At 67.2% G+C, this 20,030-nt stretch carries 19 protein-coding genes; 11 read left to right on the forward strand and 8 right to left on the reverse strand.

The genetic code is table 11. The features are described 5' to 3' along the window. Window positions 1-35: 35 nt before the first annotated feature. From QRN07_RS02760 to QRN07_RS02770, 3 genes are read right to left on the reverse strand one after another with little or no spacing between them, the layout of a single operon-like run. Window positions 36-932 carry an SURF1 family cytochrome oxidase biogenesis protein gene (locus tag QRN07_RS02760; RefSeq protein WP_056600396.1) on the reverse strand — a complete coding sequence of 299 codons (897 nt, stop codon included), beginning with the start codon at window positions 930-932 and terminating at the stop codon, window positions 36-38. Further along, window positions 933-1,202, reverse strand: a complete 270-nt coding sequence (locus QRN07_RS02765; protein ID WP_050687390.1) for a hypothetical protein — start codon at window positions 1,200-1,202, stop codon at window positions 933-935. It lies immediately after the preceding gene. Further along, the gene (locus QRN07_RS02770) at window positions 1,199-1,630 is read right to left on the reverse strand and encodes a DUF3099 domain-containing protein (RefSeq protein ID WP_050687388.1); all 432 of its coding nucleotides are present in this window, start codon (window positions 1,628-1,630) and stop codon (window positions 1,199-1,201) included. The genes QRN07_RS02765 and QRN07_RS02770 overlap by 4 nt, the downstream gene beginning before the upstream one ends. 150 nt (window positions 1,631-1,780) lie before the next feature. Here QRN07_RS02770 and fabG point away from each other — a divergent pair, with 150 nt between their 5' ends. Both fabG and QRN07_RS02780 read left to right on the forward strand, forming a co-directional pair. Beyond that, entirely contained in the window at window positions 1,781-2,506 is a 726-nt protein-coding gene (gene fabG, locus QRN07_RS02775) for a 3-oxoacyl-ACP reductase FabG (protein ID WP_056600393.1), read from the forward strand. A gap of 119 nt (window positions 2,507-2,625) precedes the next feature. After that, on the forward strand, window positions 2,626-3,384 hold the full coding sequence (locus QRN07_RS02780; RefSeq protein ID WP_050687383.1) for an SDR family oxidoreductase: 759 nt from the start codon (window positions 2,626-2,628) through the stop codon (window positions 3,382-3,384). Between the two features lie 84 nt (window positions 3,385-3,468). On the opposite strand, the gene serB is transcribed toward QRN07_RS02780, so the two are convergent. Further along, entirely contained in the window at window positions 3,469-4,362 is an 894-nt protein-coding gene (gene serB, locus QRN07_RS02785) for a phosphoserine phosphatase SerB (protein WP_056600391.1), read from the reverse strand. A gap of 89 nt (window positions 4,363-4,451) precedes the next feature. Here serB and QRN07_RS02790 point away from each other — a divergent pair, with 89 nt between their 5' ends. The 5 genes from QRN07_RS02790 (at window position 4,452) to lplAB (ending at window position 8,460) form a co-directional block, all read left to right on the forward strand. Then, window positions 4,452-5,237, forward strand: a complete 786-nt coding sequence (locus QRN07_RS02790) for an ABC transporter ATP-binding protein (protein WP_056600389.1) — start codon at window positions 4,452-4,454, stop codon at window positions 5,235-5,237. A gap of 16 nt (window positions 5,238-5,253) precedes the next feature. After that, window positions 5,254-6,039, forward strand: a complete 786-nt coding sequence (locus QRN07_RS02795) for a sulfite exporter TauE/SafE family protein (RefSeq protein WP_056600387.1) — start codon at window positions 5,254-5,256, stop codon at window positions 6,037-6,039. A 7-nt stretch (window positions 6,040-6,046) separates the two neighbouring features. Next, on the forward strand, window positions 6,047-6,856 hold the full coding sequence (locus QRN07_RS02800; protein ID WP_056600385.1) for a TrmH family RNA methyltransferase: 810 nt from the start codon (window positions 6,047-6,049) through the stop codon (window positions 6,854-6,856). A 153-nt stretch (window positions 6,857-7,009) separates the two neighbouring features. Beyond that, a complete protein-coding gene (locus QRN07_RS02805; RefSeq protein ID WP_050687374.1) occupies window positions 7,010-7,267 on the forward strand; it encodes a type B 50S ribosomal protein L31 in 258 nt (85 codons plus the stop codon). A 95-nt stretch (window positions 7,268-7,362) separates the two neighbouring features. Next, window positions 7,363-8,460, forward strand: a complete 1,098-nt coding sequence (lplAB, locus tag QRN07_RS02810; protein ID WP_056600383.1) for a lipoate-protein ligase LplAB — start codon at window positions 7,363-7,365, stop codon at window positions 8,458-8,460. A 35-nt stretch (window positions 8,461-8,495) separates the two neighbouring features. Here the strand turns inward: lplAB and pepN are convergent, their stop codons facing one another. Then, window positions 8,496-11,096, reverse strand: a complete 2,601-nt coding sequence (gene pepN / locus QRN07_RS02815; RefSeq protein ID WP_285240284.1) for an aminopeptidase N — start codon at window positions 11,094-11,096, stop codon at window positions 8,496-8,498. A 33-nt stretch (window positions 11,097-11,129) separates the two neighbouring features. Beyond that, on the reverse strand, window positions 11,130-12,182 hold the full coding sequence (locus QRN07_RS02820) for a YeiH family protein (protein ID WP_056600379.1): 1,053 nt from the start codon (window positions 12,180-12,182) through the stop codon (window positions 11,130-11,132). A gap of 113 nt (window positions 12,183-12,295) precedes the next feature. Between QRN07_RS02820 and QRN07_RS02825 the strand changes: the two genes are divergently transcribed. From QRN07_RS02825 to QRN07_RS02835, 3 genes are read left to right on the forward strand one after another with little or no spacing between them, the layout of a single operon-like run. Next, window positions 12,296-13,852, forward strand: a complete 1,557-nt coding sequence (locus tag QRN07_RS02825) for a circularly permuted type 2 ATP-grasp protein (RefSeq protein WP_050687367.1) — start codon at window positions 12,296-12,298, stop codon at window positions 13,850-13,852. A gap of 60 nt (window positions 13,853-13,912) precedes the next feature. Next, on the forward strand, window positions 13,913-14,839 hold the full coding sequence (locus tag QRN07_RS02830) for an alpha-E domain-containing protein (protein WP_018761308.1): 927 nt from the start codon (window positions 13,913-13,915) through the stop codon (window positions 14,837-14,839). After that, entirely contained in the window at window positions 14,836-15,687 is an 852-nt protein-coding gene (locus QRN07_RS02835) for a transglutaminase family protein (RefSeq protein ID WP_050687365.1), read from the forward strand. Before QRN07_RS02830 ends, QRN07_RS02835 begins: the two co-directional genes overlap by 4 nt. Window positions 15,688-15,732: 45 nt before the next feature. Here the strand turns inward: QRN07_RS02835 and QRN07_RS02840 are convergent, their stop codons facing one another. Both QRN07_RS02840 and glgC read right to left on the reverse strand, forming a co-directional pair. After that, entirely contained in the window at window positions 15,733-17,184 is a 1,452-nt protein-coding gene (locus tag QRN07_RS02840; RefSeq protein ID WP_056600376.1) for an SDR family NAD(P)-dependent oxidoreductase, read from the reverse strand. 84 nt (window positions 17,185-17,268) lie between these two features. Further along, complete coding sequence (gene glgC / locus QRN07_RS02845) at window positions 17,269-18,666, reverse strand: glucose-1-phosphate adenylyltransferase (protein WP_056600373.1); 1,398 nt, start codon at window positions 18,664-18,666, stop codon at window positions 17,269-17,271. 101 nt (window positions 18,667-18,767) lie between these two features. On the opposite strand from glgC, the gene glgA reads away from it, so the two are divergent. After that, window positions 18,768-19,976, forward strand: coding sequence for a glycogen synthase (gene glgA / locus QRN07_RS02850; RefSeq protein ID WP_285240285.1), 1,209 nt, complete (start codon window positions 18,768-18,770; stop codon window positions 19,974-19,976). The last annotated feature ends 54 nt before the right edge of the window (window positions 19,977-20,030 follow it).

Below are 20,030 nucleotides of genomic sequence, written 5' to 3' on the forward strand. Positions count from 1 at the left end.
GTTGAGAAGGTCCGCCACAATTGTGGCGGACCTTTTCAGTATCCTTGCGCGTCCAGGAGTGCGTCTTCCGCTTCCTCCGCGGTGGGGTGCTTCCGCTTCCGCGCCGCCGGGGGCCGGCGCCGGGCTGCAGCTGCGGCGGAGTGTACGGGGCTGCCGGAATCGACCGGCCCGTCAGCTTCCGCCGCGGCGTCCGCCTCGGCATCGATGGCCGCGTTGCGGGCCTGCTGGCGGGCGGCGTACCCGAACCCCACAAACATCAGGACGCCGAAGGCGAACCACTGCAGCGAGTAGGAAAGGTGCGTGCCCTCTTCCGTGGCCGGTTTGGGGAACGGGAACGGCATCTCGGCGCTGGCCGGCGTCTCCGTGGCGAGCTGGCCGTACGCGCCCGTCAGCAGCGGGTAATCCAGCTGCCCCCCGTAGGCGTTCAGGTCAATGGACGCCAACTGCCCGGCGGGAGCGCCCCGCTGGAGTTCGGGTTCGGGATGCTTCAGGCGCACGACGGCGCTTACCTCACCGGACGGGGGCGCCGGGATCGAATCGGGGCTGCCGGGGTTTTTGTTGCCGATGGGCAGCCAGCCCCGGTCAACCACCACCGTTTCACCTGTTGACAGCCGGAGCGGGACCACCACTTCGTAGCCGGGCTGGCCGTTGAGCGGCCGGTTCCGGACAATCCGCTGCCCGGCCACGTCGTAGGTCCCGGTGAGCGTCACCTGCGTCCATTCCCGGGCGGGATCGAGGCTGGTGAACTGGTCCCGGACGTCAGCAAAGGGGACGGGTGTGGCGGAGTAGTTGGTCACCACCCGGTTGATTTCCGCGAGGGTCTCGGCGCGACGGTCCATCTGCCAGCGGCCAAGGAACACGCAGGCGGTGGCGAAGACCGCAGCCAGCAGAAGGTAGCCCAGCCATTTGCTGGAAAAAAGGAAACGGTACATTCAGCGCTCATGCTCCATGGGGCCGGTGGTGGGTGCGGCCGGCATCGGGATGGTTTCCTTCCACAGCCCGCGGGTCTGGAGGTAGTCCTCCAGCCAGCCGCGGTGCTCGGCGCAGGCCAGCCAGGTCTTGCGGCGCTCCGGCGGGTGTATTTTCGGGTTGTTCCACAGCAGTTGCCACGACGCCTGCGCACGGCAGGCCTTGCGGGAACAGACCGCGCCGGGGCCGGCGGAAGCTGGTGGCAGCCCCGCTGCCAGGTCGAAGATACTCAAGGTCGGCGGCCCTCTTCCGGGTTGTCGTCGTCGGTGTCTTCCACCAGTTCTCCCTGCAGGACTTCGCTGCCTGCCGGCGGTTCCGCGGGTCCGGCCAACGGGCTGTCCAGTTCGGCCAGCGGCGCCGCGTCGATCAGCGAATCGCTGTGGCCTGCGGCGGTGTCATCACCGTTGGCGATGATCACGGCGAACCAGGGAAGGAAGACCGCGCCCGCGATGGGAATGATCTTGAACCAGCCATCCACCACAAAGATCAGGACCAGGCAGACCATGCGGATGCCCATGGCCACCGCGTACTTGATCATGCGTTGCCGGATGGCCTCGGAGTGGGCGCCGCCTGCCTCTGTGATGCTGTGCACTTCCGCATCGCCGGAAAACCGGCCCGGTTCTCCGGGCACGGGTTGTCCCGCATGGTTTTCAAGGGTCATGGTGGCAGATCACGCTCCAAAGGCTTCCCTCAATTCTCTCACCATCGGCAGTGGCACCCAAACGCCGGCCGGGCCGGGCGCTAAGATCGGTTTCAGCCAAATCACCCTTCCTACAGCGGCGGAGCGCCGCAGAATTCCTGGAGATCCTTCATGACTGAAGCAGTTCCCGCCCCCCGCAGCGTCCTGATCACCGGCGGCAACCGGGGGATCGGCCTGGCTATCGCGGAATCCTTCCTGGCCAACGGCGACAAGGTTGCCGTGACCTACCGCAGCGAATCCACGCTGCCCGCAGGGATCCTGGGCGTGAAGGCCGACGTCACCGACGAAGCCTCCGTGGACGCGGCCTTCGCCGAGGTCGAGGCAGCGCACGGCCCCGTTGAGGTCTTGGTGGCCAACGCCGGAATCACCAAGGACACCCTGTTGCTGCGGATGAGCGAAGACGATTTCACGTCCGTCATCGACACCAACCTCACGGGCGCGTTCCGGGTCATCAAACGCGCCTCCAAGGGCATGATCCGGCTCCGCAAGGGCCGCGTGGTGCTGATTTCCTCGGTGTCCGGCCTCTACGGCGCTCCGGGCCAGATCAACTACTCCGCGTCCAAGGCAGGACTGGTGGGCATCGCCCGGTCGCTGACCCGCGAGCTGGGCTCCCGCGGCATCACCGCCAACGTGGTGGCCCCCGGCTTCATCAACACGGACATGACCGCCGAACTGCCCGAGGCGACCCAGAAGGATTACCTGGCCAGCATCCCTGCCCGCCGCTTCGCCGAGGCCTCAGAGGTGGCCAACGTGGTCCGCTGGATCTCCAGCGATGAGGCCGCCTACATCTCCGGTGCCGTTATCCCCGTTGATGGCGGCCTGGGCATGGGGCACTGACGGGCAACTAGCCGTACTGGCCTTCTTTGGAGGGGTCGGACAAGGGAATCGGTCCTGACCGCTGGCATGATGGATGGCAGGCCGAGAGCAATTTAGACGTTTCAAACAAAAGGAGCCCCATGGGACTGCTGGACAACAAAACCGCGATCGTCACCGGATCTTCCCGCGGCATCGGCGCTGACGTCGCCAAAATACTCGCCGGCGAGGGCGCCGCCGTTGTGGTCAACTACCGCCAGAAGGCGCCGCGCGCCAACAAGGTGGTTGCAGGCATCGAAGCAGCCGGCGGCCGTGCCGTGGCCGTTGGCGCCGACCTCACCACCGAGGAGGGTGTGCACGCGCTGGCCAGCGCCGCAATGGAAAACTTCGGCACCCTGGACATCCTGGTGCTGAACGCTTCCGGCGGCATGGAGGCCGGCATGGGCGAGGATTACGCGCTGCGGCTGAACCGCGACGCGCAGGTGAACATGCTCAACGCGGCAGTGCCGCTGATGAACGAAGGCTCCCGCGTGGTGTTTGTCACCAGCCACCAGGCCCACTTCATCAACACTGTCCCCACCATGCCCGCTTACGAAGGGGTGGCCCGCAGCAAGCGTGCCGGCGAGGACGCACTGCGCGAACTGGTCCCCGGACTGGCTGAGAAGGGCATCACCCTGGTGGTGGTCTCCGGCGACATGATCGAGGGAACAGTCACGGCCACACTGCTGGACCGCTCCACCCCGGGTGCCATCGAGGCACGCCGGGCGGAAGCCGGAAAGCTGTACTCCGTCGAGGAGTTCGCCGAGGTCGTTGCGGGCATGGCCACGGCCGACGTCGAACCCGGCCACACCGAATACGCCGGCGGCGCCGACTACTTCGGCAAGAGCGGGCCTGCAAGCTAGCCTTTCCTGCCCCTCCGCGAGATGGCACTTCGCGGCAATGATCCTCCCGGACATTGCCGCGAAGTGCCATCTCGCGGTTAAGGGTCAGACGCCCGCGACGTGGCGGACGGCGTCCAGGTACGGCATGTTGACGGCGGCGTCGGCCACGGCGCGGACGGCCGGCTTGGCGTTGAACGCCACCCCGATTCCGGCCGCACCCAGCATGTCCAGGTCGTTGGCGCCGTCACCCACCGCCACCGTGTGCTCCAGGGCGATGCCCTCGGCAGCAGCCCACTCCCGCAGGTACTTCTCCTTGGCCGCCCGGTCCACCACGGCGCCCAGGACCTTCCCGGTCAGCGCGCCGTCCACAATTTCCAGCTCGTTGGCCTGCCAGTAGTCCAGGCCCAGGTCGGCCGCGATCGGCGCCAGGATCTGGTTGAAGCCGCCGGAGACCACCGCCACCACATGGCCTGCGGCCTTGAACGCTGCAACGAGTTCCGCGGCCCCCTCACTGAGTTTCACCTCATACCGGACGGAAGTGACGACGTCGGCCGGCAGCCCGGCGAGGACCGCCACCCGGGCATGCAGGCTTTGGGCGAAGTCGAGCTCGCCGCGCATGGCGGCTTCCGTCACGGCAGCCACCTCCTCGCGCTTGCCGGCGTACGCTGCCAGGAGTTCGATGACTTCCTGCTGGATGAGGGTGGAGTCAACATCCATGATCAGCAGCTTCCGGCCGGCGGCCCGGAGGCCGGCCGGAACCAGTGCGGTGTCAACTCCCGGGATGGCCGCATCCGCCACGGCCCGGCGCAGGCCGGCCAGTCCGGCGGCGGTGGCGTCCGGCAGGGAAAGATCGGCAATGTGGACCTGGTAACGGGCGTCCCCGGACGTGGTTCCGGGCTGCGGGGAAACACCGGCGGCGGTAAGGACGGACCCCAGCCGGTCCAGTGCTTCAGCGGTCATGTTCCGGCCATAGCTGACGGCGGTTACGTTCGAAGTCATGCCTGCAATCTTAGCGAGCGGCAGCGGCCCGCTGCGCCGGTGCGCACCGGTTAGCAGTCCGCCTCTTATTTGTCCTAGTGTCTATTCCTATGAGTGATGTTCTTGAATTGGCCGCCGTCAGCGTTGTGCGTGGAGCCAAGACGCTCCTGGACAAGGTGGACTGGCAGGTCAAGGAGGGTGAGCGGTGGGTCATCCTGGGACCCAACGGCGCCGGCAAGACCACGCTGCTCCAGATCGCCGCGGCCAGGCTGCACCCCAGCAGCGGCACCGCCGGCATTCTGGACGAGGTCCTGGGCGCTGTGGACGTCTTTGAACTCCGGCCCCGCATCGGCCTTTCCTCAGCCGCGCTGGCCAACCAGATCCCCGGGGATGAAACCGTCCTGAACGTGGTGGTCACCGCCGCCTATGGCGTGACCGGCCGCTGGCGTGAAGGCTACGAGAAGGACGACGAACGGCGGGCCTTCCGGCTCCTGAACGAATGGGGCATGGGCCCGATGCTCAACCGCCGTTTCGTGTCCCTGTCCGAGGGTGAACGGAAGCGGGTCCAGATCGCCCGCGCCCTCATGACGGATCCCGAACTACTGCTCCTGGATGAGCCAGGAGCTGGCCTGGACCTCGGCGGCCGCGAGGACCTGGTCCACCGGCTCAGCCAACTGGCCCGCGATGAGGCGGCCCCGGCCATGATCCTGGTCACACACCACCTCGAGGAAGTCCCGCCCGGCTTCACGCACGCCATGCTGCTCCGCGATGCGGGAGTGGTGGCCTCAGGCCCCATCGAAGAGGTACTGACCGGTGCGAACCTGAGCCGGACCTTCGGCCTGGACCTCGACGTGAGCGTCAACGCCGGCCGGTACGCCGCCGTCGCCCGCCACTGACCCCGGAGCCTGCGGCGTGGACCTCCTCAGCAGCATCTTTGTGTCCATCGCCGGGCTCTGGGCCGGCACCATCAACGCGGTGGTGGGCTCCGGCACGCTGGTGACGTTCCCGGTGCTCATTGCACTGGGCGTGACCCCGGTGGTGGCGTCGATGTCCAATGCCATGGGCCTGGTGTTCGGCACGGCGGCCGGTGCGTTCGGCTACCGCCGCGAACTCAGGGGCCGCGGCCGGCAGCTGCTTAAGCTCCTGCCGGCGTCCCTGCTGGGCGGCATCTCCGGCGCGTGGCTGCTGCTGCACCTCCCCGAACAGGTGTTCCACTACGTCGCGCCGGTGCTGCTGGTCCTCGCGCTCCTGATGGTGGTGTTCCAGCCCCGGCTGCAGGCATGGGTCCGCAACCGCGAGTCCGATCCGGAACAGGCGGTCCGGGACAAACGGCACGGCCTGCTCCTGGTGGTGCTGGTGTTCCTGGCCGGGGTGTACGGCGGCTACTTTGTGGCCGCCCAGGGCATCCTCCTGGTGGGCATCCTGGGGGTCTTCCTCAAGGGCACCATCCAGAACGCCAACGCCATGAAAAATGTCCTGGTGCTCGGCGTGAACCTGGTGGCTGCCCTGTCCTACCTGCTCTTCGCCTTTGACCGGATCCACTGGCTGGTGGTCCTTCTGATCGCCGTCACCTCCACGGTGGGTGGACTGGTGGGCGCGAAAGTGGGCCGGAAACTGAAGCCCGCAGTGCTCCGCGGTGTGATCTTCGTCCTGGGCCTGGTGGCCATGGGCTTTATGGTCGCCAACCTGCTGAAATAATCACCCCGTGACCCTCCACTACCTCGAGACCGCCGAAGACCCGCGCGTCTCCGACTACACCCAGCTCACCGACGTGCACCTGCGCAAGCTCCGGGAGCCCGCAGAAGGCATGTACATCGCCGAGTCCTCCCGGGTGCTGCGCCGCGCGTTGGCAGCAGGCCACCGGCCGAGGTCCTTTTTCCTGGCCGAAAAGTGGCTGGCGGATCTCCAGGACGTCCTGGCCGCCCACCCGGAAGTGCCGGCCTTCATCGGCACTGCCGCTGTGCTGGAGGAGATCACCGGATTCCACCTGCACCGGGGGGCCATGGCCGCCATGCAGCGGCCCGCGCCGGTGCCGTTGGCCACCATCCTCGCCGGCGCCCGCCGGGTGGCGGTCCTGGAAGACATCGTGGACCACACCAACGTCGGCGCCATCTTCCGTTCAGCGGCGGCCCTGGACCTGGACGCCGTCCTCGTTTCGCCACGGTGCGGGGACCCCCTGTACCGCCGCAGCGTCCGAGTCAGCATGGGTACCGTCTTCCAGGTGCCCTGGGCGCGGCTGACGGACTGGCCCGGCGACCTGGCAGTGCTCAAGGAGCACGGTTTCACCGTGGCGGCCCTGGAACTGACGGCGGACGCCGAGGACGTGGACGCGGTGGCGGCCCGGAACCCGGACAAGCTGGCGCTGGTCCTGGGAACGGAGGGTGCCGGCATGAGCCCGGAAACCCTGGCAGCCGTGGATCTTGCCGTGAAGATCCCGATGCGGCGGGGCGTTGATTCGTTGAACGTGGCGGCGGCGTCCGCGGTGGCTTTCTGGGAGCTCCGGGCGCGGCCCTGACCGCCGCGGCGCGTTCGTCAGTACGCGGCGCCTTCCGCTATGATGGGTAGCTGGTTGTCCTGCCAAGCCAGCTTTCTGCTGCAGCAACGGCCAGCCATCCCATTCATACCTGGCATCTGGCAAAATCCAGTTGCGTTGAACAAAGGCCCCATTATGAAGTCGAACACCCACCCGAAGTACGAAGCAGTTGTTTTCAACGACCTGGCTTCCGGCGTTAAGTTCCTGACCAAGTCCACCGTTGGCTCCAAGAAGACCATCGAGTGGGAAGACGGCAACACCTACCCGGTCATCGACGTCGAAATCTCCTCCGAGTCCCACCCGTTCTACACGGGCAAGCAGCGCATCATGGACTCGGCCGGCCGCGTCGAGCGCTTCAACGCACGCTTCAAGGGCTTCGGCGGCAAGAAGTAACCCTTCGCCCCAGCAGTTCCCAGAACGCCCGCACCGGAAACGGTGCGGGCGTTCTGCGTTGGCGGGCCACCTCTTCCCTGGGGCAGGATGGAACCATGACCTCCGAACAGCTTTCAGCCAACGACCCTGCCGACGCCCGGAGCAGGCACGGCGAGTACAAAGTGCCGGGCGGCAAACTCGTGGTGGTTGACCTGGCCGTGGTTGACGGTGCGCTGGCCGACGTCTCCGTCAGCGGCGACTTTTTCCTGGAGCCGGATGAGGCCCTCCTGGACATCAACAGGGCACTCACCGGATTGCCGGAGACGACGCCGGCCGCTGACCTCGCCGCGGCCGTGACGGCCGCGCTGCCCGCCGCCGCAGTCCTGTTCGGCTTCTCCGCGGACGCCGTGGCCATCACCGTCCGCCGGGCCCTCGCGAAAGCCACGTCCTGGCAGGACCACCACTGGGACGTTATTGCCCCCACCGTGCTGCCCACCGAGATCAACGTTGCCCTGGACGATGTCCTCACCGAGGAAGTAGGCGCCGGCCGCCGCAACCCCACCCTGCGTTTCTGGGATTGGGAGGAACCCTCTGTGGTGATCGGCAGCTTCCAGTCGGTCCGGAATGAAGTGGACCCGGACGGCGTGGCGCGGCACGGCATCAAGGTGGTCCGGCGGATCAGCGGCGGGGGAGCGATGTTTATGGAGGCCGGCAACTGCATCACCTACTCGCTGTACGTCCCGCAGACCCTGGTGGACGGCCTGAGCTTCGCCGACTCCTACCCCTTCCTGGATGCCTGGGTCATGGCGGCCCTGGAGAAGATCGGCATCAGCGCCTACTACGTGCCGCTGAATGACATCACCACCGACCAGGGCAAGATCGGCGGCGCGGCCCAGAAGCGGCTGGCCAACGGCGGCATGCTCCACCACGTGACCATGAGCTATGACATCGACGCGGACAAAATGGTGGAGGTCCTGCGGATCGGCAAGGAAAAGCTGTCCGACAAGGGAACCCGGAGCGCCAAGAAGCGCGTGGACCCGCTCCGCCGCCAGACGGGCCTGTCCCGTACCGCCATCATCGCGGCCATGACGGAGGTGTTCGCCGAAAGGTACGGCGCTACCCCGGCGGAGCTCACCCCAGCGGAGCTCACCACGGCCCGCGAGCGGGTGGAGCAGCGCTTTGGCACCGACGAATGGCTCCACCGGGTCCCCTGAGCGCCCCCAGGCCCGGGTTCGCTGCGCAGGTTGGTTCAGGCCGCCTGCGCCGTGAGGGCCCGCAGCAGGTGGCTGCGCTGTTCGATGATGATCCGGCGCAGGGCGCGGGGCGCATCGGCGTTGGCTTCGAGCCAGCTGTCGGTGCGGCGCAGGACCGGGTGCTCCGCCGGCTCCGTACCAGGCGCCAGGTCCTGCGCGGACGGATACAGGCCCCTTACAATCCGGCTGGCAATCTCGATGCTGCGACCGGCCCACACGCCCCGCAGGCAGTCGAAGTACCGCTCCACATAAGGAGCCAGCAGGTGGGCCGGCGCCGTGGTGAAGCCGCTGATGGTGGCGCTGAGGAGTTGGTTGGACAGCTCCTCGCCTTCCACTGCCGCGGCCCAGGCTGCGGCCTTGACTGCGGCATCCGGGCGGGCCGCCATGGCCGCGGCGTGGCCCGCGCGCCCGGACGCGGTGGTGTCCCGGGCCAGTTCGGCGGCCAGCTCCGCCTCCGTGGCCTGGCCCTGCGCGGCCAGGGCCAGCCACAGATGCCAGCGCAGTTCGGGGTCCACAGCCAGGCCGGGCACCGGTGAGGTGCCGGCCAGGAGTCCGGCGAGCCGGCCCCGCAGGGCGTCGTCGGTCCGGCTGAGGGTCCCCACCGTGCGTGCCCAGGCCAGCTGCTGGTCCGAGCCGGGAGCAGCCCGGTCCAGTTCCGCAGCGGCGGTGGCCAGGAACGAGGACCGGGCAGCGTCCCTTTCAGCGGCGGGTGTGTAGCGTTCGACGGCGGCACTGGCGTTGTCGAGGATGTTCAGCAGGACGCCGATCCCCGTCTCCGCGGGGCCGAACGACGCCACAGCGTCGATGTAGCGGAGCGCCGGGCTTTCGCCGTCCCGGGCCGAGTTCCATAACGCCGTCCAGCACAGCGCCCGGGCCATGGGATCAGCGATCCGGTCCAGGGACGCCAGGACCGTGGCGAGCGACTGCGGGTCCAGGCGGACCTTGGCGTAGGTCAGGTCGTCGTCATTGGGCAGCAGCAGGGCGGGCCGTGCCTGGCCGCTGAGTTCGGGAACGGCCGTCAGGTCACCGGCGATGTCGGTTTCCACACTTCCGGTACGCACCAGGGCGTCACCGTTGAAGTTGTAGAGCCCCAGCCGGAGCCGGTGCGGACGGGGGACGGACACGCCCGTGACGGGATCCGTGGCGTCCTGGCGCACGCTGACGGCCCCGAGCACCTGATCCGTTGTCGCAGCGGACATCTCCAGCTCCAGGGTGGAGATCCCGGAGGTCTGCAACCACTGCTGTGCCCAGCCGGCCAGGTCACGGCCGGAGGCTGCGCTGAGCGCCGCCAGGAGGTCAGCCAACGTGGTGTTGCCGTAGGCGTGCTCGCGGAAGTAGGCACGGGAACCCGCAATAAAGGCGTCAAAGCCCACGTACGCCACCAGTTGCTTCAGGACCGAAGCGCCTTTGGCGTAAGTGATGCCGTCGAAGTTCTGCTTGGCGGCTTCGAGGTCCGGGATGTCCGCCACGATCGGGTGCGTAGTGGGCAGCTGGTCCTGCACATAAGCCCACGCCTTGCGCTTGTTGGCGAAGTTGACCCAGGCGGAGTCCCAGTCGGTGGCCCGGTCAACACCGAGGGTGCCCATGTAGTCGGCAAAGGACTCCTTGAGCCACAGGTCGTTCCACCACAGCATGGTCACCAGGTCCCCGAACCACATGTGCGCCATCTCATGCATCAGCGTGTTGGCCCGGGCCTGGTACTGCGAGTCCGTGGCCCGCGACGTGAAGACATAGGTTTCCGTGAACGTCACCAGGCCCGGGTTTTCCATGGCGCCGAGGTTGTATTCGGGCACAAAGGCCTGGTCGTACTTACCCCACGGGTAAGGGAAGTCGAAGAGCCGGTTGAAGAAGTCCAGGCCGTTTTTGGTCAGCGTAAAGAGCGCATCAGCATCGAACGACGCCGCCATCGAGGCCCGGCAGTACAGTGCCAGCGGGACGTCCATGGCCGTGCCGTCCGCCAGCGTGGCCTGCCAGCGGTCCTCAGCCTTGAAATAGGGTCCGGCCAGCACGGTGGTGATGTAGGTGGACATCCGTTCGGTGGTGGCAAAGTCCCAGCGGGCAGCAGCCGGGTCATCGCCAAGTACGGTGCGGGCCGTTTCGACGCCGTTCGAGGCCACCTGCCAGCCCGCAGGCGCTGTGACGTGGAACGTAAACGCCGCTTTGAGGTCCGGCTGTTCGAAGTTGGCAAACACCCGGCGCGCGTCGGCCGGCTCGTACTGCGTGTAGAGGTAGCACTGGCCGTCTGCCGGGTCCACAAAGCGGTGCATTCCCTCGCCGGACCTGCTGTACAGCGCCGTGGCCGTGACCACCACCTGGTTTTCCGCCTGGAGGTTCTCCAGCCTGATGCGGACGCCGTCCGCCACCCCGGCGGGAAGTTCCACGCCGTTGAGCAGGACGCTGTGCACCTCGCCGATGAAGTCCAGGAACGTTGAACTGCCCGGCTCTGCGGCGGAGAAGGTAATGGTGCTTTGGGTGCGGTAGCCGGCAACATCCGGATCCGCCGCCTGCCTGACGTCCAGTGCGACGTCGTAGCTGGTGGTGCTGATCAGGGCTGAACGGTGGGCGGCTTCATCGCGCTGCAGATTCTCATGTGACACCCAGCTATCTAATCATGGGGCCGTCGGTCCGGATCAGCCGGCAATCAGGACGGCGGCGCCCAGGCCCAGCACGGCAATCAGCAGCCACGACGCGAGGGCGGCCAGGAGCGCCCGGCCGCCCGTCAGGAGCAGCGCCCGGATGCGGACAGCAGAGCCGAGTCCGAACAGTGCGGCCCCGAGCAGGATGTCCTGCAGCACCGCCCCTGCCTCCAGCCAGCCATCGGACAGCCAGCCGGTGGACCGCAGCCCCACCATGGCGATGAAACCGAGGACAAACAGCGGGATCACAGGAGGACGCACGTGCCCGCTTTCCAGGCTGTCGTCAGGCTGCCGCGCCAGCCGCTGGTGGGCCCCGGCGATGGCCACCACCGGGGCCAGCAGCAGCACGCGGGTGAGTTTTACGACGACGGCGATCCCGAGTGCCGCCGTGCCGGCCGTTTGCGCCGTGGCCACCACTTGTCCGACGTCGTGGACGGAGGCGCCGGTCCAGGCGCCGAAGACCGGGGCGGTGAGCTGGAGCGGATGGATCAGCAGGGGGAGGGCGCCGATGGCAAGGGTGCCGCAGAGGGTCACCAGTGCCACCGGCAGGACGGTGTCCACGTGCTTGATGCGGCGCACGGCGGCCATGGCACCAATTGCGGAGGCACCGCAGATCGAGAATCCGGTGGCCACCAGCAGGGCCGTGACCGGCGGCAGCCGGAACAGCCGCGAGATCAGGTATGTGCCGCCGAAGCTGGCAGCCACAACGCCGGTGATCAGGACCAGCGCCAGCCAGCCGAGTCCCAGCACGTCCATCACGCTGACCTTCAGGCCCAGGACCACAATCCCGCCACGCATCAGGTGCTTGCCGGCGAAGTCGAGTCCCGGCCTGCCGCGCCCGGCAGTAAAGGCGCCGGCCCACGGAAGGTTGGCGGTGAGGACTCCCAGCACCACGGCCAGGGTCATTGCCGGCAGGACCGGAACCAGCCCGTGGACCACGAAGGCCACCGCCAGGGCTACGACAGCGGCGGCGAGCCCGGGAAGCAGCCGGCGGGCACGACGGGGGCTCCCCGGTGGGGGTCGAAAACGGCTTCTGCTCGCTGGCACTCACCTACTGTGCCGGAAAACCTCCGGAATCCACGAACCCACACAGCCCCGCCAACACGCCAGAATGGGCCACAGTAATGAATTCGAAACAAAAAGGTGGTTGGCTATTGGACATGTCAGACCTATTCCAGGATTACTCCCAGGCCGCAGGCCGGTCCGGAGCCTACGACGAGATGTTCGCCCCCGGGCAGCAGGCACGGGACTCCTACGGGCAGGTGGCGGACGCCCTGCGGAAACTTTCCCTGGCTGATGTCAGCGCCCGCGCGGACTCGATGGCGCGCACCTTCCTGGACCGCGGAGTCACGTTCGATTTCGCGGGGGAGGAGCGGCCCTTCCCGCTCGACATCGTTCCCCGCGTCATTCCCGCCGCCGAGTGGGACGTCCTGGAGCGGGGCGTCGCGCAGCGTGTGCGCGCCCTGGAGGCTTTCCTCAACGACGTCTACGACAAGATGACTGTTGTGGCGGACGGTGTCATTCCCCGCCAGCTGGTCACCACCAGCGCCCACTTCCACCGCCAGGTCCAGGGCTTCGAACCCGCCGGCGGCGTCCGGGTGCACATTTCCGGCATTGACGTGGTCCGCGACGCCGCCGGTACGTTCCGGGTGCTGGAGGACAACGTCCGCGTCCCGTCCGGCGTCAGCTACGTCCTCGAAAACCGCCGCGCCATGGCCAAGGGCCTGCCCGAGGCTTTCGGCCAGCAGCTGATCCGGCCCGTCGAGGAATACCCACGCCGGCTGCTCTCCGCGCTGCGCAAAACGGCGCCGTCCGGTGTGGACGATCCCACCGTTGTTGTCCTGACGCCCGGCGTCTTCAACAGTGCCTACTTCGAGCACACCCTGCTGGCCGGGTTGATGGGTGTGGAACTGGTGGAAGGCCGCGACCTGATCTGCCGCGGCAACCGCGTGTACATGCGCACCACTGCGGGTGAGCAGCGCGTAGACGTCATCTACAAACGCATCGACGACGACTTCCTGGACCCGCTGCAGTTCCGGGCCGATTCCATGCTTGGCTGCCCCGGACTGGTCAACGCCGCACGCGCCGGCGGGGTGACCATCGCCAACGCCGTGGGCAACGGCGTCGCGGACGACAAACTGGTCTACAGTTACGTTCCTGACCTGATCCGCTACTACCTCAGCGAGGAGCCCATCATCGCGAACGTGGACACGTTCCGCCTCGAGGAGAAGGAAGCCCGGGAGTACACCCTGGACAACCTCGCAGAACTTGTGGTGAAGCCGGTGGACGGCTCGGGCGGCAAGGGCCTGGTGATCGGCCCCGATGCCTCCAAGGATGAACTGGATGCCCTGCGGCAGAGGATCATCGGCGACCCGCGCGGCTGGATCGCCCAGCCGGTCCTGCAGCTTTCGACAGTCCCTACCCTGAGCGGGGACAAGTTCGGTCCCCGGCACGTGGACCTCAGGCCTTTCGCAGTGAACGACGGCGACAACGTCTGGGTTTTGCCGGGCGGCCTGACCCGGGTGGCTCTCAAGGAGGGCTCCCTGATCGTCAACTCCAGCCAGGGCGGCGGCTCCAAGGACACCTGGGTCCTTGCCGATTCGCCGCAGGTCCCGGTGGAAACCCTGCCGCGGCAGGCCATCACCGTCCGCGAACGCGTGTCCGTGTGGCCCGTGGAGAGCAACTGGCGCGACCGCCAGTCGGAGCAGCAGCAGTGAACCGGCTCTTCGGAAGTTTCCCGTCTTTTTCCATGCAGGGCCTGCAGGAGGTTGCAACGAATGCTTAGCCGTATTGCCGAGTCACTTTTCTGGATCGGCCGTTATGTTGAGCGGGCCGACGGTACCGCCCGCATCCTCGACGTGCACCTGGAGCGGTTGAACCACCTGCCCATGGAGGAGCGCCGCAGCGTGGCCCAGGAGCTTCTGGCCGTGATGGGCGCCCGGCCACAGAGTGAGGACTTCGGCCTGCCTGAACTCCTGCACGCGCTGGCGTACGACAAAACCAGCGCCACCTCCATCGCAGGGTCCCTCGGGGCCGCCCGTGAGAACGCCCGGCGTGCCCGGGAAACAGTGTCTTCCGGGCTGTGGGAAAGCCTGAACACCACCTATTACGGGCTGAGCCAGCACCGCAAGGACGTGGTGGGCACCTACAGGTTCTGCAACTGGACCCTGGAGCGCACGGCAATGGTCAGCGGGCTCGCTGACACCACTGTCAGCCACGACGAGAGCTGGCTGTTCCTGGTCCTGGGCCGCTCCCTGGAACGCGCCGACATGACCGCCCGCATGCTGTCCACCCGCGATGTCCTGTCCGCGGGCATGTCCTGGGTGAACATGCTCCGGTGTGCAGGAGCGTACGAGTCCTTCCTGCGGACCCGGCGGGCTGCGTTCGGGGACCAGCACGCCGCCGAGTTCCTGCTGCTGGACCGGCTGTTCCCACGGTCCATCGTGTACGCCCTGCGGGACGCCGACGAATGCCTGGCGAAGCTGGACCCGTCAGCGCAGCGGGTGGGCTTCATCAACGACGCCCGCCGCATTGTGGGCCAGGCGCGCACGTTCCTCGAGTTCCACCGCACCGATGACCTGATGTCCGAACTGCCAGAACACATGGAGCGCGTGCAGAAGGCCGTTTCGCAGGCGTCCGACGCCATTTCCCGTAAGTACTTCAATCAGGCGGACGAACTGGCCTGGGTGGGAGAAGTTTCATGACCCGGCTCAGCATCGTCCACAGGACGGCCTACAAATACAACAAACGCGTCACCCTGTCCTACAACGAGGCCCGGATGACGCCGCTCACCGACGCCCAGCAGGTGGTCCTGGAATCCACCGTCAAGGTTTCGCCCACCCAGGCCGCGGTCAGCACGTACCGCGACTACTGGGGCACCCGGGTCACCGCGTTCGACATGCAGATGCCGCACGAGCACCTTGAGGTGGTCTCCAACATCACAGTGGAGGTCCACCGCGCCGAGAAGATCCCGTCCGAGTCGGACATTGTGGGTTGGGATGTCCTGTCCGCTCCGGAAACCCTTGACGTCCACAGCGACTGGCTCCCGCAGTCCAGGCTCAGTGGGCCCGGTTCCGAGGTGCTGGGCATTGTGCCGGCAGTGGTGGCGGGGAAGAACCCGCACGAGGCGGCGCTGGCCATTTTTGCGTGGATGCGCGGCGAGATGACGTACATGTCAGGCTCGACGGCGGTGACCACCAACGCGGAGGAAGCCTGGGGTCAGCGCCAGGGGGTCTGCCAGGACCTGGCGCACCTGGCCATCGGTGCCCTGCGCAGCTGCGGGATCCCGGCCCGGTACGTCTCCGGATACCTGCACCCGCGCTCCAGCGCCGGAATCGGCGAGACAGTGGCCGGGCAGTCGCACGCCTGGCTGGAATGGTGGGACGGGGCCTGGCGGAGCTGGGACCCCACCAACCATAAGCCCGCCGGGGACTTCCACGTCACCGTGGCCAGGGGCCGGGACTACCGCGACGTCCCGCCACTGAAGGGCATCCTGTCCGGTGGCGGCGGCTCGGCGCTGAGCGTCACGGTCGAGATCACGCAGGTAGCTTAGGGGTACCGGTCCGGCGCCCCCCGTGTGGGGCGCCGGACCGTTCGCTTACCAGGGGCTGGGCTTGTAGTCCTTCAGGAAAACACCGTACTGGTCTTCGCCGTCCTCGCCCATCACGATGGGGTCGTAGACCCGCGCTGCGCCGTCCACCAGGTCCAGGGGAGCGTGGAAGCCTTCCTCCATCAGCCGGACCTTGGTGTAGTGCGGCCGCTCGTCCGTGATCCAGCCGGTGTCCACGGCGGTCATCAGGATGCCGTCCGAGTCCAGCAGCTCCTGGGCGCTGGTGCGGGTCATCATGTTCAGGGCCGCCTTGGCCATGTTGGTGTGCGGGTGCCCCGGACCCTTGTAGGCGCGGGAGAACTGGCCTTCCATGGCGGAGACGTTCACGATGTATTTGCGGTGTGCAGTGGACCGGCGCATGGCGTCCCGCAACCTGCTGACCAGCAGGAACGGTGCTGTGACGTTGCAGAGTTGGACTTCGAGCATTTCCAGCGGATCCACCTCGTCCACCACCTGGGTCCAGCTGTTGATCCCGGCCAGGTCCGGGACCAGGCCGCCGGCGTCGATGGCTGTTCCTGCCGCGATGCGTTCCAGCGACGCGGACCCCGTGGACAGCGCCAGCGACGTGATGGCGTCCCCTGCCAGGACAGGGTGCTCCATCACGCTGCCGGCAAGGGCCAGCGGGTGCTTGTCGTGGGCGTGCCCGAAGGTCAGCAGTTCCGGGCCACCGTTGGCGGGCTCCAGGGCAGCAGGCAACGGCTCGTCCTCGGCGTCCACCAGGGGCTTGTAGGCATTGCCTGAACGGCGGACGGTCTGGGCCGCGTTGTTGATGATGATGTCCAGCGGACCGGCCTCGTTGAGGGAATCGGTCAGGGCCATCACCTGTGACGGGTCGCGGAGGTCGATGCCCACGATCCGCAGCCGGTGCAGCCATTCGCCGCTGTCCTCCATGGCAGCGAACCGGCGGGCGGCGTCCTTGGGGAACCGGGTGGTGATGGTGGTGTGGGCGCCGTCGCGGAGCAGCCGCAGGGCGATGTACATGCCGATCTTGGCGCGGCCGCCGGTGAGGAGGGCGCGCCTGCCGGTGAGGTCGGTCCGCGCGTCCCGCTTGCCGTGACTGAACGCCGCGCACTCGGGGCACAGCTGGTGGTAGAAGGCGTCCACCTGGGTGTAGTGGTTTTTGCAGATGTAGCAGGGCCTGGACCTGATGAGGTGGCCGGCCACGTCTCCGGTGGCCGAGGGCGCCAGCTTGTTGCCCCGGGTTTCGTCGTCGATGCGGTCCGGCGCGGCAGTGGCGGTCAATGCGATGACGGCCCGGTCGGCCTCGGCGATCAGGTCCCGCTTGGAAACACGGCGGTGCCGCTTCACGGCCTTGAACATTTTCCCCGTGGCCCGGCGCACCGAGATGTAGTCCGGGTGCTCCTCGTCGTAGGCGTGGATGGTGTTCAGGACCTTCAGGCAGGCCTGGATTTCCTCGGGCGACAGATCGGGGGAGCTCATTCGATCAATTTTACAGCCTGGCCCCCGGGCCGGCCGCACGGCTGGTGCCGCGCTGCCGGACCCGGTGCAAGGCAGGGAAAAACGCTACCGCTGGGCGGCGTTTGCCGCCGCGGCAGCATGGTTTTCGCCCACCCGGCCCACGGCGCCGCGGACATCCGGGTACTTGTCAGCGGCGGCCATCACGGACTTCGGGATCCTGTCCAGGTGCTCGGCGGCAAGCCGGCGCTCGTCGTCGCCGGGCTCCGGGACCAACTGGCCTTTGGCCAGGACGGTGATCCCGGAATCGGTGACCTTGTAGCCGCGGGCACGGTCCAGGTCGGCGTCCAGGCCGATGGCTGCCCCCGCGGGTACCTTCACGTTTTTGTCGAGGATGGCACGGTTGATCACGGCGCCTTCGCCGATCGTGACCTTGTCCATCAGGACGGAATCGATGACCCGGGCACTGGTTCCCACCTTGACGTCGTTGGAGAGGACGGAGCCTTCCACCACGCCGCCGGAGATGACCGCGCCGCTGGAGACGATGGAGTCCAGCGCGGTGCCCACGGTGTCGTCCCGGCCGCGGACAAACTTGGCCGGCGGGGAGATGCTCTGCCTGGTGTAAATGGGCCATTCGGAGTTGTACAGGTTAAACACCGGCAGCGGGGAGATGAGGTCCATGTGGGCGTCGTAGAACGAGTCAATGGTGCCGACGTCGCGCCAGTAGGTGCGGTCCCGTTCCGTGGAACCCGGGATGTCGTTGAGGGTGAAGTCGTACACGCCGGCCTCGCCCTGGTTCACGAAGTAGGGAATGATGTCCCCGCCCATGTCGTGCTTGGTGTCCAGCCGTTCGGCGTCCACGTGGAGGGCCGCGACAAGCGCGTCGGCGTCGAAAACGTAGTTGCCCATGGAGGCCAGGAACTGGGACGGATCAGCGGCGAGGCCGGGGGTGCTGGCCGGCTTCTCCACAAAGGCGGAGATCTTCTGCGGGTCGTTGGGGTCCACTTCGATGACCCCGAACTGGTCCGCCATATGCAGGGGCTGGCGGACGGCCGCGACCGTGGCCTTGGCCCCGCTGTTGACGTGCTGGGCCACCATCTGGGAGAAGTCCATCCGGTACACGTGGTCCGCGCCCACCACAACAACGATGTCGGGGTTGGAGTCGTGGATCAGGTTCAGGGACTGGTAAATGGCGTTGGCGCTGCCCAGGAACCAGCTCTTGCCCACGCGCTGCTGCGCGGGGACGGAGGCAACATAGTTGCCCAGCTGCGTGGACATCCGCCAGGTCTCCGAGATATGTCGGTCAAGGCTGTGCGATTTGTACTGCGTGAGGACCACAATCTGCAGGTAGCGCGAATTCACCAGGTTGGAAAGGGCGAAGTCGATCAGGCGGTAGCTTCCCGCGAAGGGGACGGCCGGTTTGGCGCGGTCCGCCGTCAGCGGCATCAGCCTGTTGCCCTCGCCGCCTGCGAGGACAATGGCCAGGACTTTTTTGTTCAACGGCATGGTGGTCGCTCCTGTACGCCTTCGTAACTCCCAAGACAGTCCGGTTGGCCCGGACTCCTTCACACTAGAACAGTTAAGCGTGAACGACTACCTTGGGTGTTGTGCGAATAGACATTGTGACTAAAGAGTTTCCGCCGGAGATCTACGGAGGCGCCGGAGTCCACGTGGCAGAACTGAGCAGGGTGCTTAGTAAGCACGTTGACCTGCAGGTTCGTGCCTTCGGGGCACCGCGCGACGCCGACTACCATGGGGCGGCGGTGACGTCCTATGCGGTCCCTGACGACCTGGGCAGTGCCAACGCCGCTGTGCAGACGCTCGGGGTGGACCTGCGGATAGTACCCGATATCGCCGGGGCGGACCTGGTGCACTCGCACACCTGGTACGCCAACATGGCAGGGCACCTGGCGGGTCTGCTGCACGGCATCCCGCACGTCCTCAGCGCGCACAGCCTCGAGCCCCTGCGGCCGTGGAAGGCCGAGCAGCTCGGCGGCGGCTACGCCCTGTCTTCCTGGGTGGAGAAAACCGCCTACGAAGCCGCGGCCGCCATCATCGCCGTCTCGGAGGGCATGCGGCAGGACATCCTGCGCAGCTACCCGGAGGTGGACCCCGCCAAGGTGCGGGTGGTACACAACGGCATCGACGTTGAACTGTGGACCCGGGACGAAAACGACGACGCCGTCCGCGCCCTGGGCATCGACCCCGCCAGGCCCAGCGTGGTCTTCGTGGGCCGCAACACCCGCCAGAAGGGGGTTCCGTACCTCCTGCGGGCAGCGGCGAAGCTGCCGGCGGAAGTCCAGCTGGTTCTTTGCCTTGGCGCCGCGGACACTCCAGAGCTGGCCGCTGAAACCGCCCGCCTGATCGAAGAGCTGCAGGAGCAGCGCACCGGCGTGGTACTGATCGAGCGGATGCTTCCCCGGCATGAGCTGATCCAGGTCCTCAGCCATGCCACCGCCTTCGCCTGCCCCTCCATCTACGAGCCGTTGGGCATCGTCAACCTTGAGGCCATGGCCTGCGGAGCTGCCGTGGTGGCCAGCGCTACCGGCGGCATTCCCGAGGTGGTCCAGCATGGTGAGACGGGCCTGCTGGTTGACCTTGAGCAGGTCACGGACGGAACCGGCACCCCGCTGGACCCGGAGAAGTTCGTCACCGAGTTCGCTGCAGCGCTCACCGAGGTGGTGTTCGATCCGGAGCGTGCCCGGGCCATGGGCAAAGCCGGCCGGTTGCGTGCGGAACAGCACTTCTCGTGGGAATCCATCACGGAAACCACCCTGGAGGTCTACCGCTCAGTCCTCCCGGCCCAAGGCCAGTAACGTCCTGACGACGACGGCGCCGTTCCCCTTGGGTGGGAGCGGCGCCGTCGTTGT

Source organism: Pseudarthrobacter sp. MEB009, assembly GCF_030208875.1.
Lineage (GTDB): Bacteria > Actinomycetota > Actinomycetes > Actinomycetales > Micrococcaceae > Arthrobacter.

Bases quoted from the DNA above. Each gene is read 5' to 3' on its own strand.
- lplAB (WP_056600383.1), top strand. From the start codon at position 7,363: ATGACCTCCGAACAGCTTTCAGCCAACGACCCTGCCGACGCCCGGAGC.
- QRN07_RS02805 (WP_050687374.1), top strand. From the start codon at position 7,010: ATGAAGTCGAACACCCACCCGAAGTACGAAGCAGTTGTTTTCAACGAC.
- QRN07_RS02830 (WP_018761308.1), top strand. From the start codon at position 13,913: ATGCTTAGCCGTATTGCCGAGTCACTTTTCTGGATCGGCCGTTATGTT.
- QRN07_RS02770 (WP_050687388.1), bottom strand. From the start codon at position 1,630: ATGACCCTTGAAAACCATGCGGGACAACCCGTGCCCGGAGAACCGGGC.
- serB (WP_056600391.1), bottom strand. From the start codon at position 4,362: ATGACTTCGAACGTAACCGCCGTCAGCTATGGCCGGAACATGACCGCT.
- QRN07_RS02760 (WP_056600396.1), bottom strand. From the start codon at position 932: ATGTACCGTTTCCTTTTTTCCAGCAAATGGCTGGGCTACCTTCTGCTG.
- glgC (WP_056600373.1), bottom strand. From the start codon at position 18,666: ATGCCGTTGAACAAAAAAGTCCTGGCCATTGTCCTCGCAGGCGGCGAG.
- QRN07_RS02835 (WP_050687365.1), top strand. From the start codon at position 14,836: ATGACCCGGCTCAGCATCGTCCACAGGACGGCCTACAAATACAACAAA.
- QRN07_RS02780 (WP_050687383.1), top strand. From the start codon at position 2,626: ATGGGACTGCTGGACAACAAAACCGCGATCGTCACCGGATCTTCCCGC.
- fabG (WP_056600393.1), top strand. From the start codon at position 1,781: ATGACTGAAGCAGTTCCCGCCCCCCGCAGCGTCCTGATCACCGGCGGC.
- QRN07_RS02840 (WP_056600376.1), bottom strand. From the start codon at position 17,184: ATGAGCTCCCCCGATCTGTCGCCCGAGGAAATCCAGGCCTGCCTGAAG.
- QRN07_RS02790 (WP_056600389.1), top strand. From the start codon at position 4,452: ATGAGTGATGTTCTTGAATTGGCCGCCGTCAGCGTTGTGCGTGGAGCC.
- QRN07_RS02825 (WP_050687367.1), top strand. From the start codon at position 12,296: ATGTCAGACCTATTCCAGGATTACTCCCAGGCCGCAGGCCGGTCCGGA.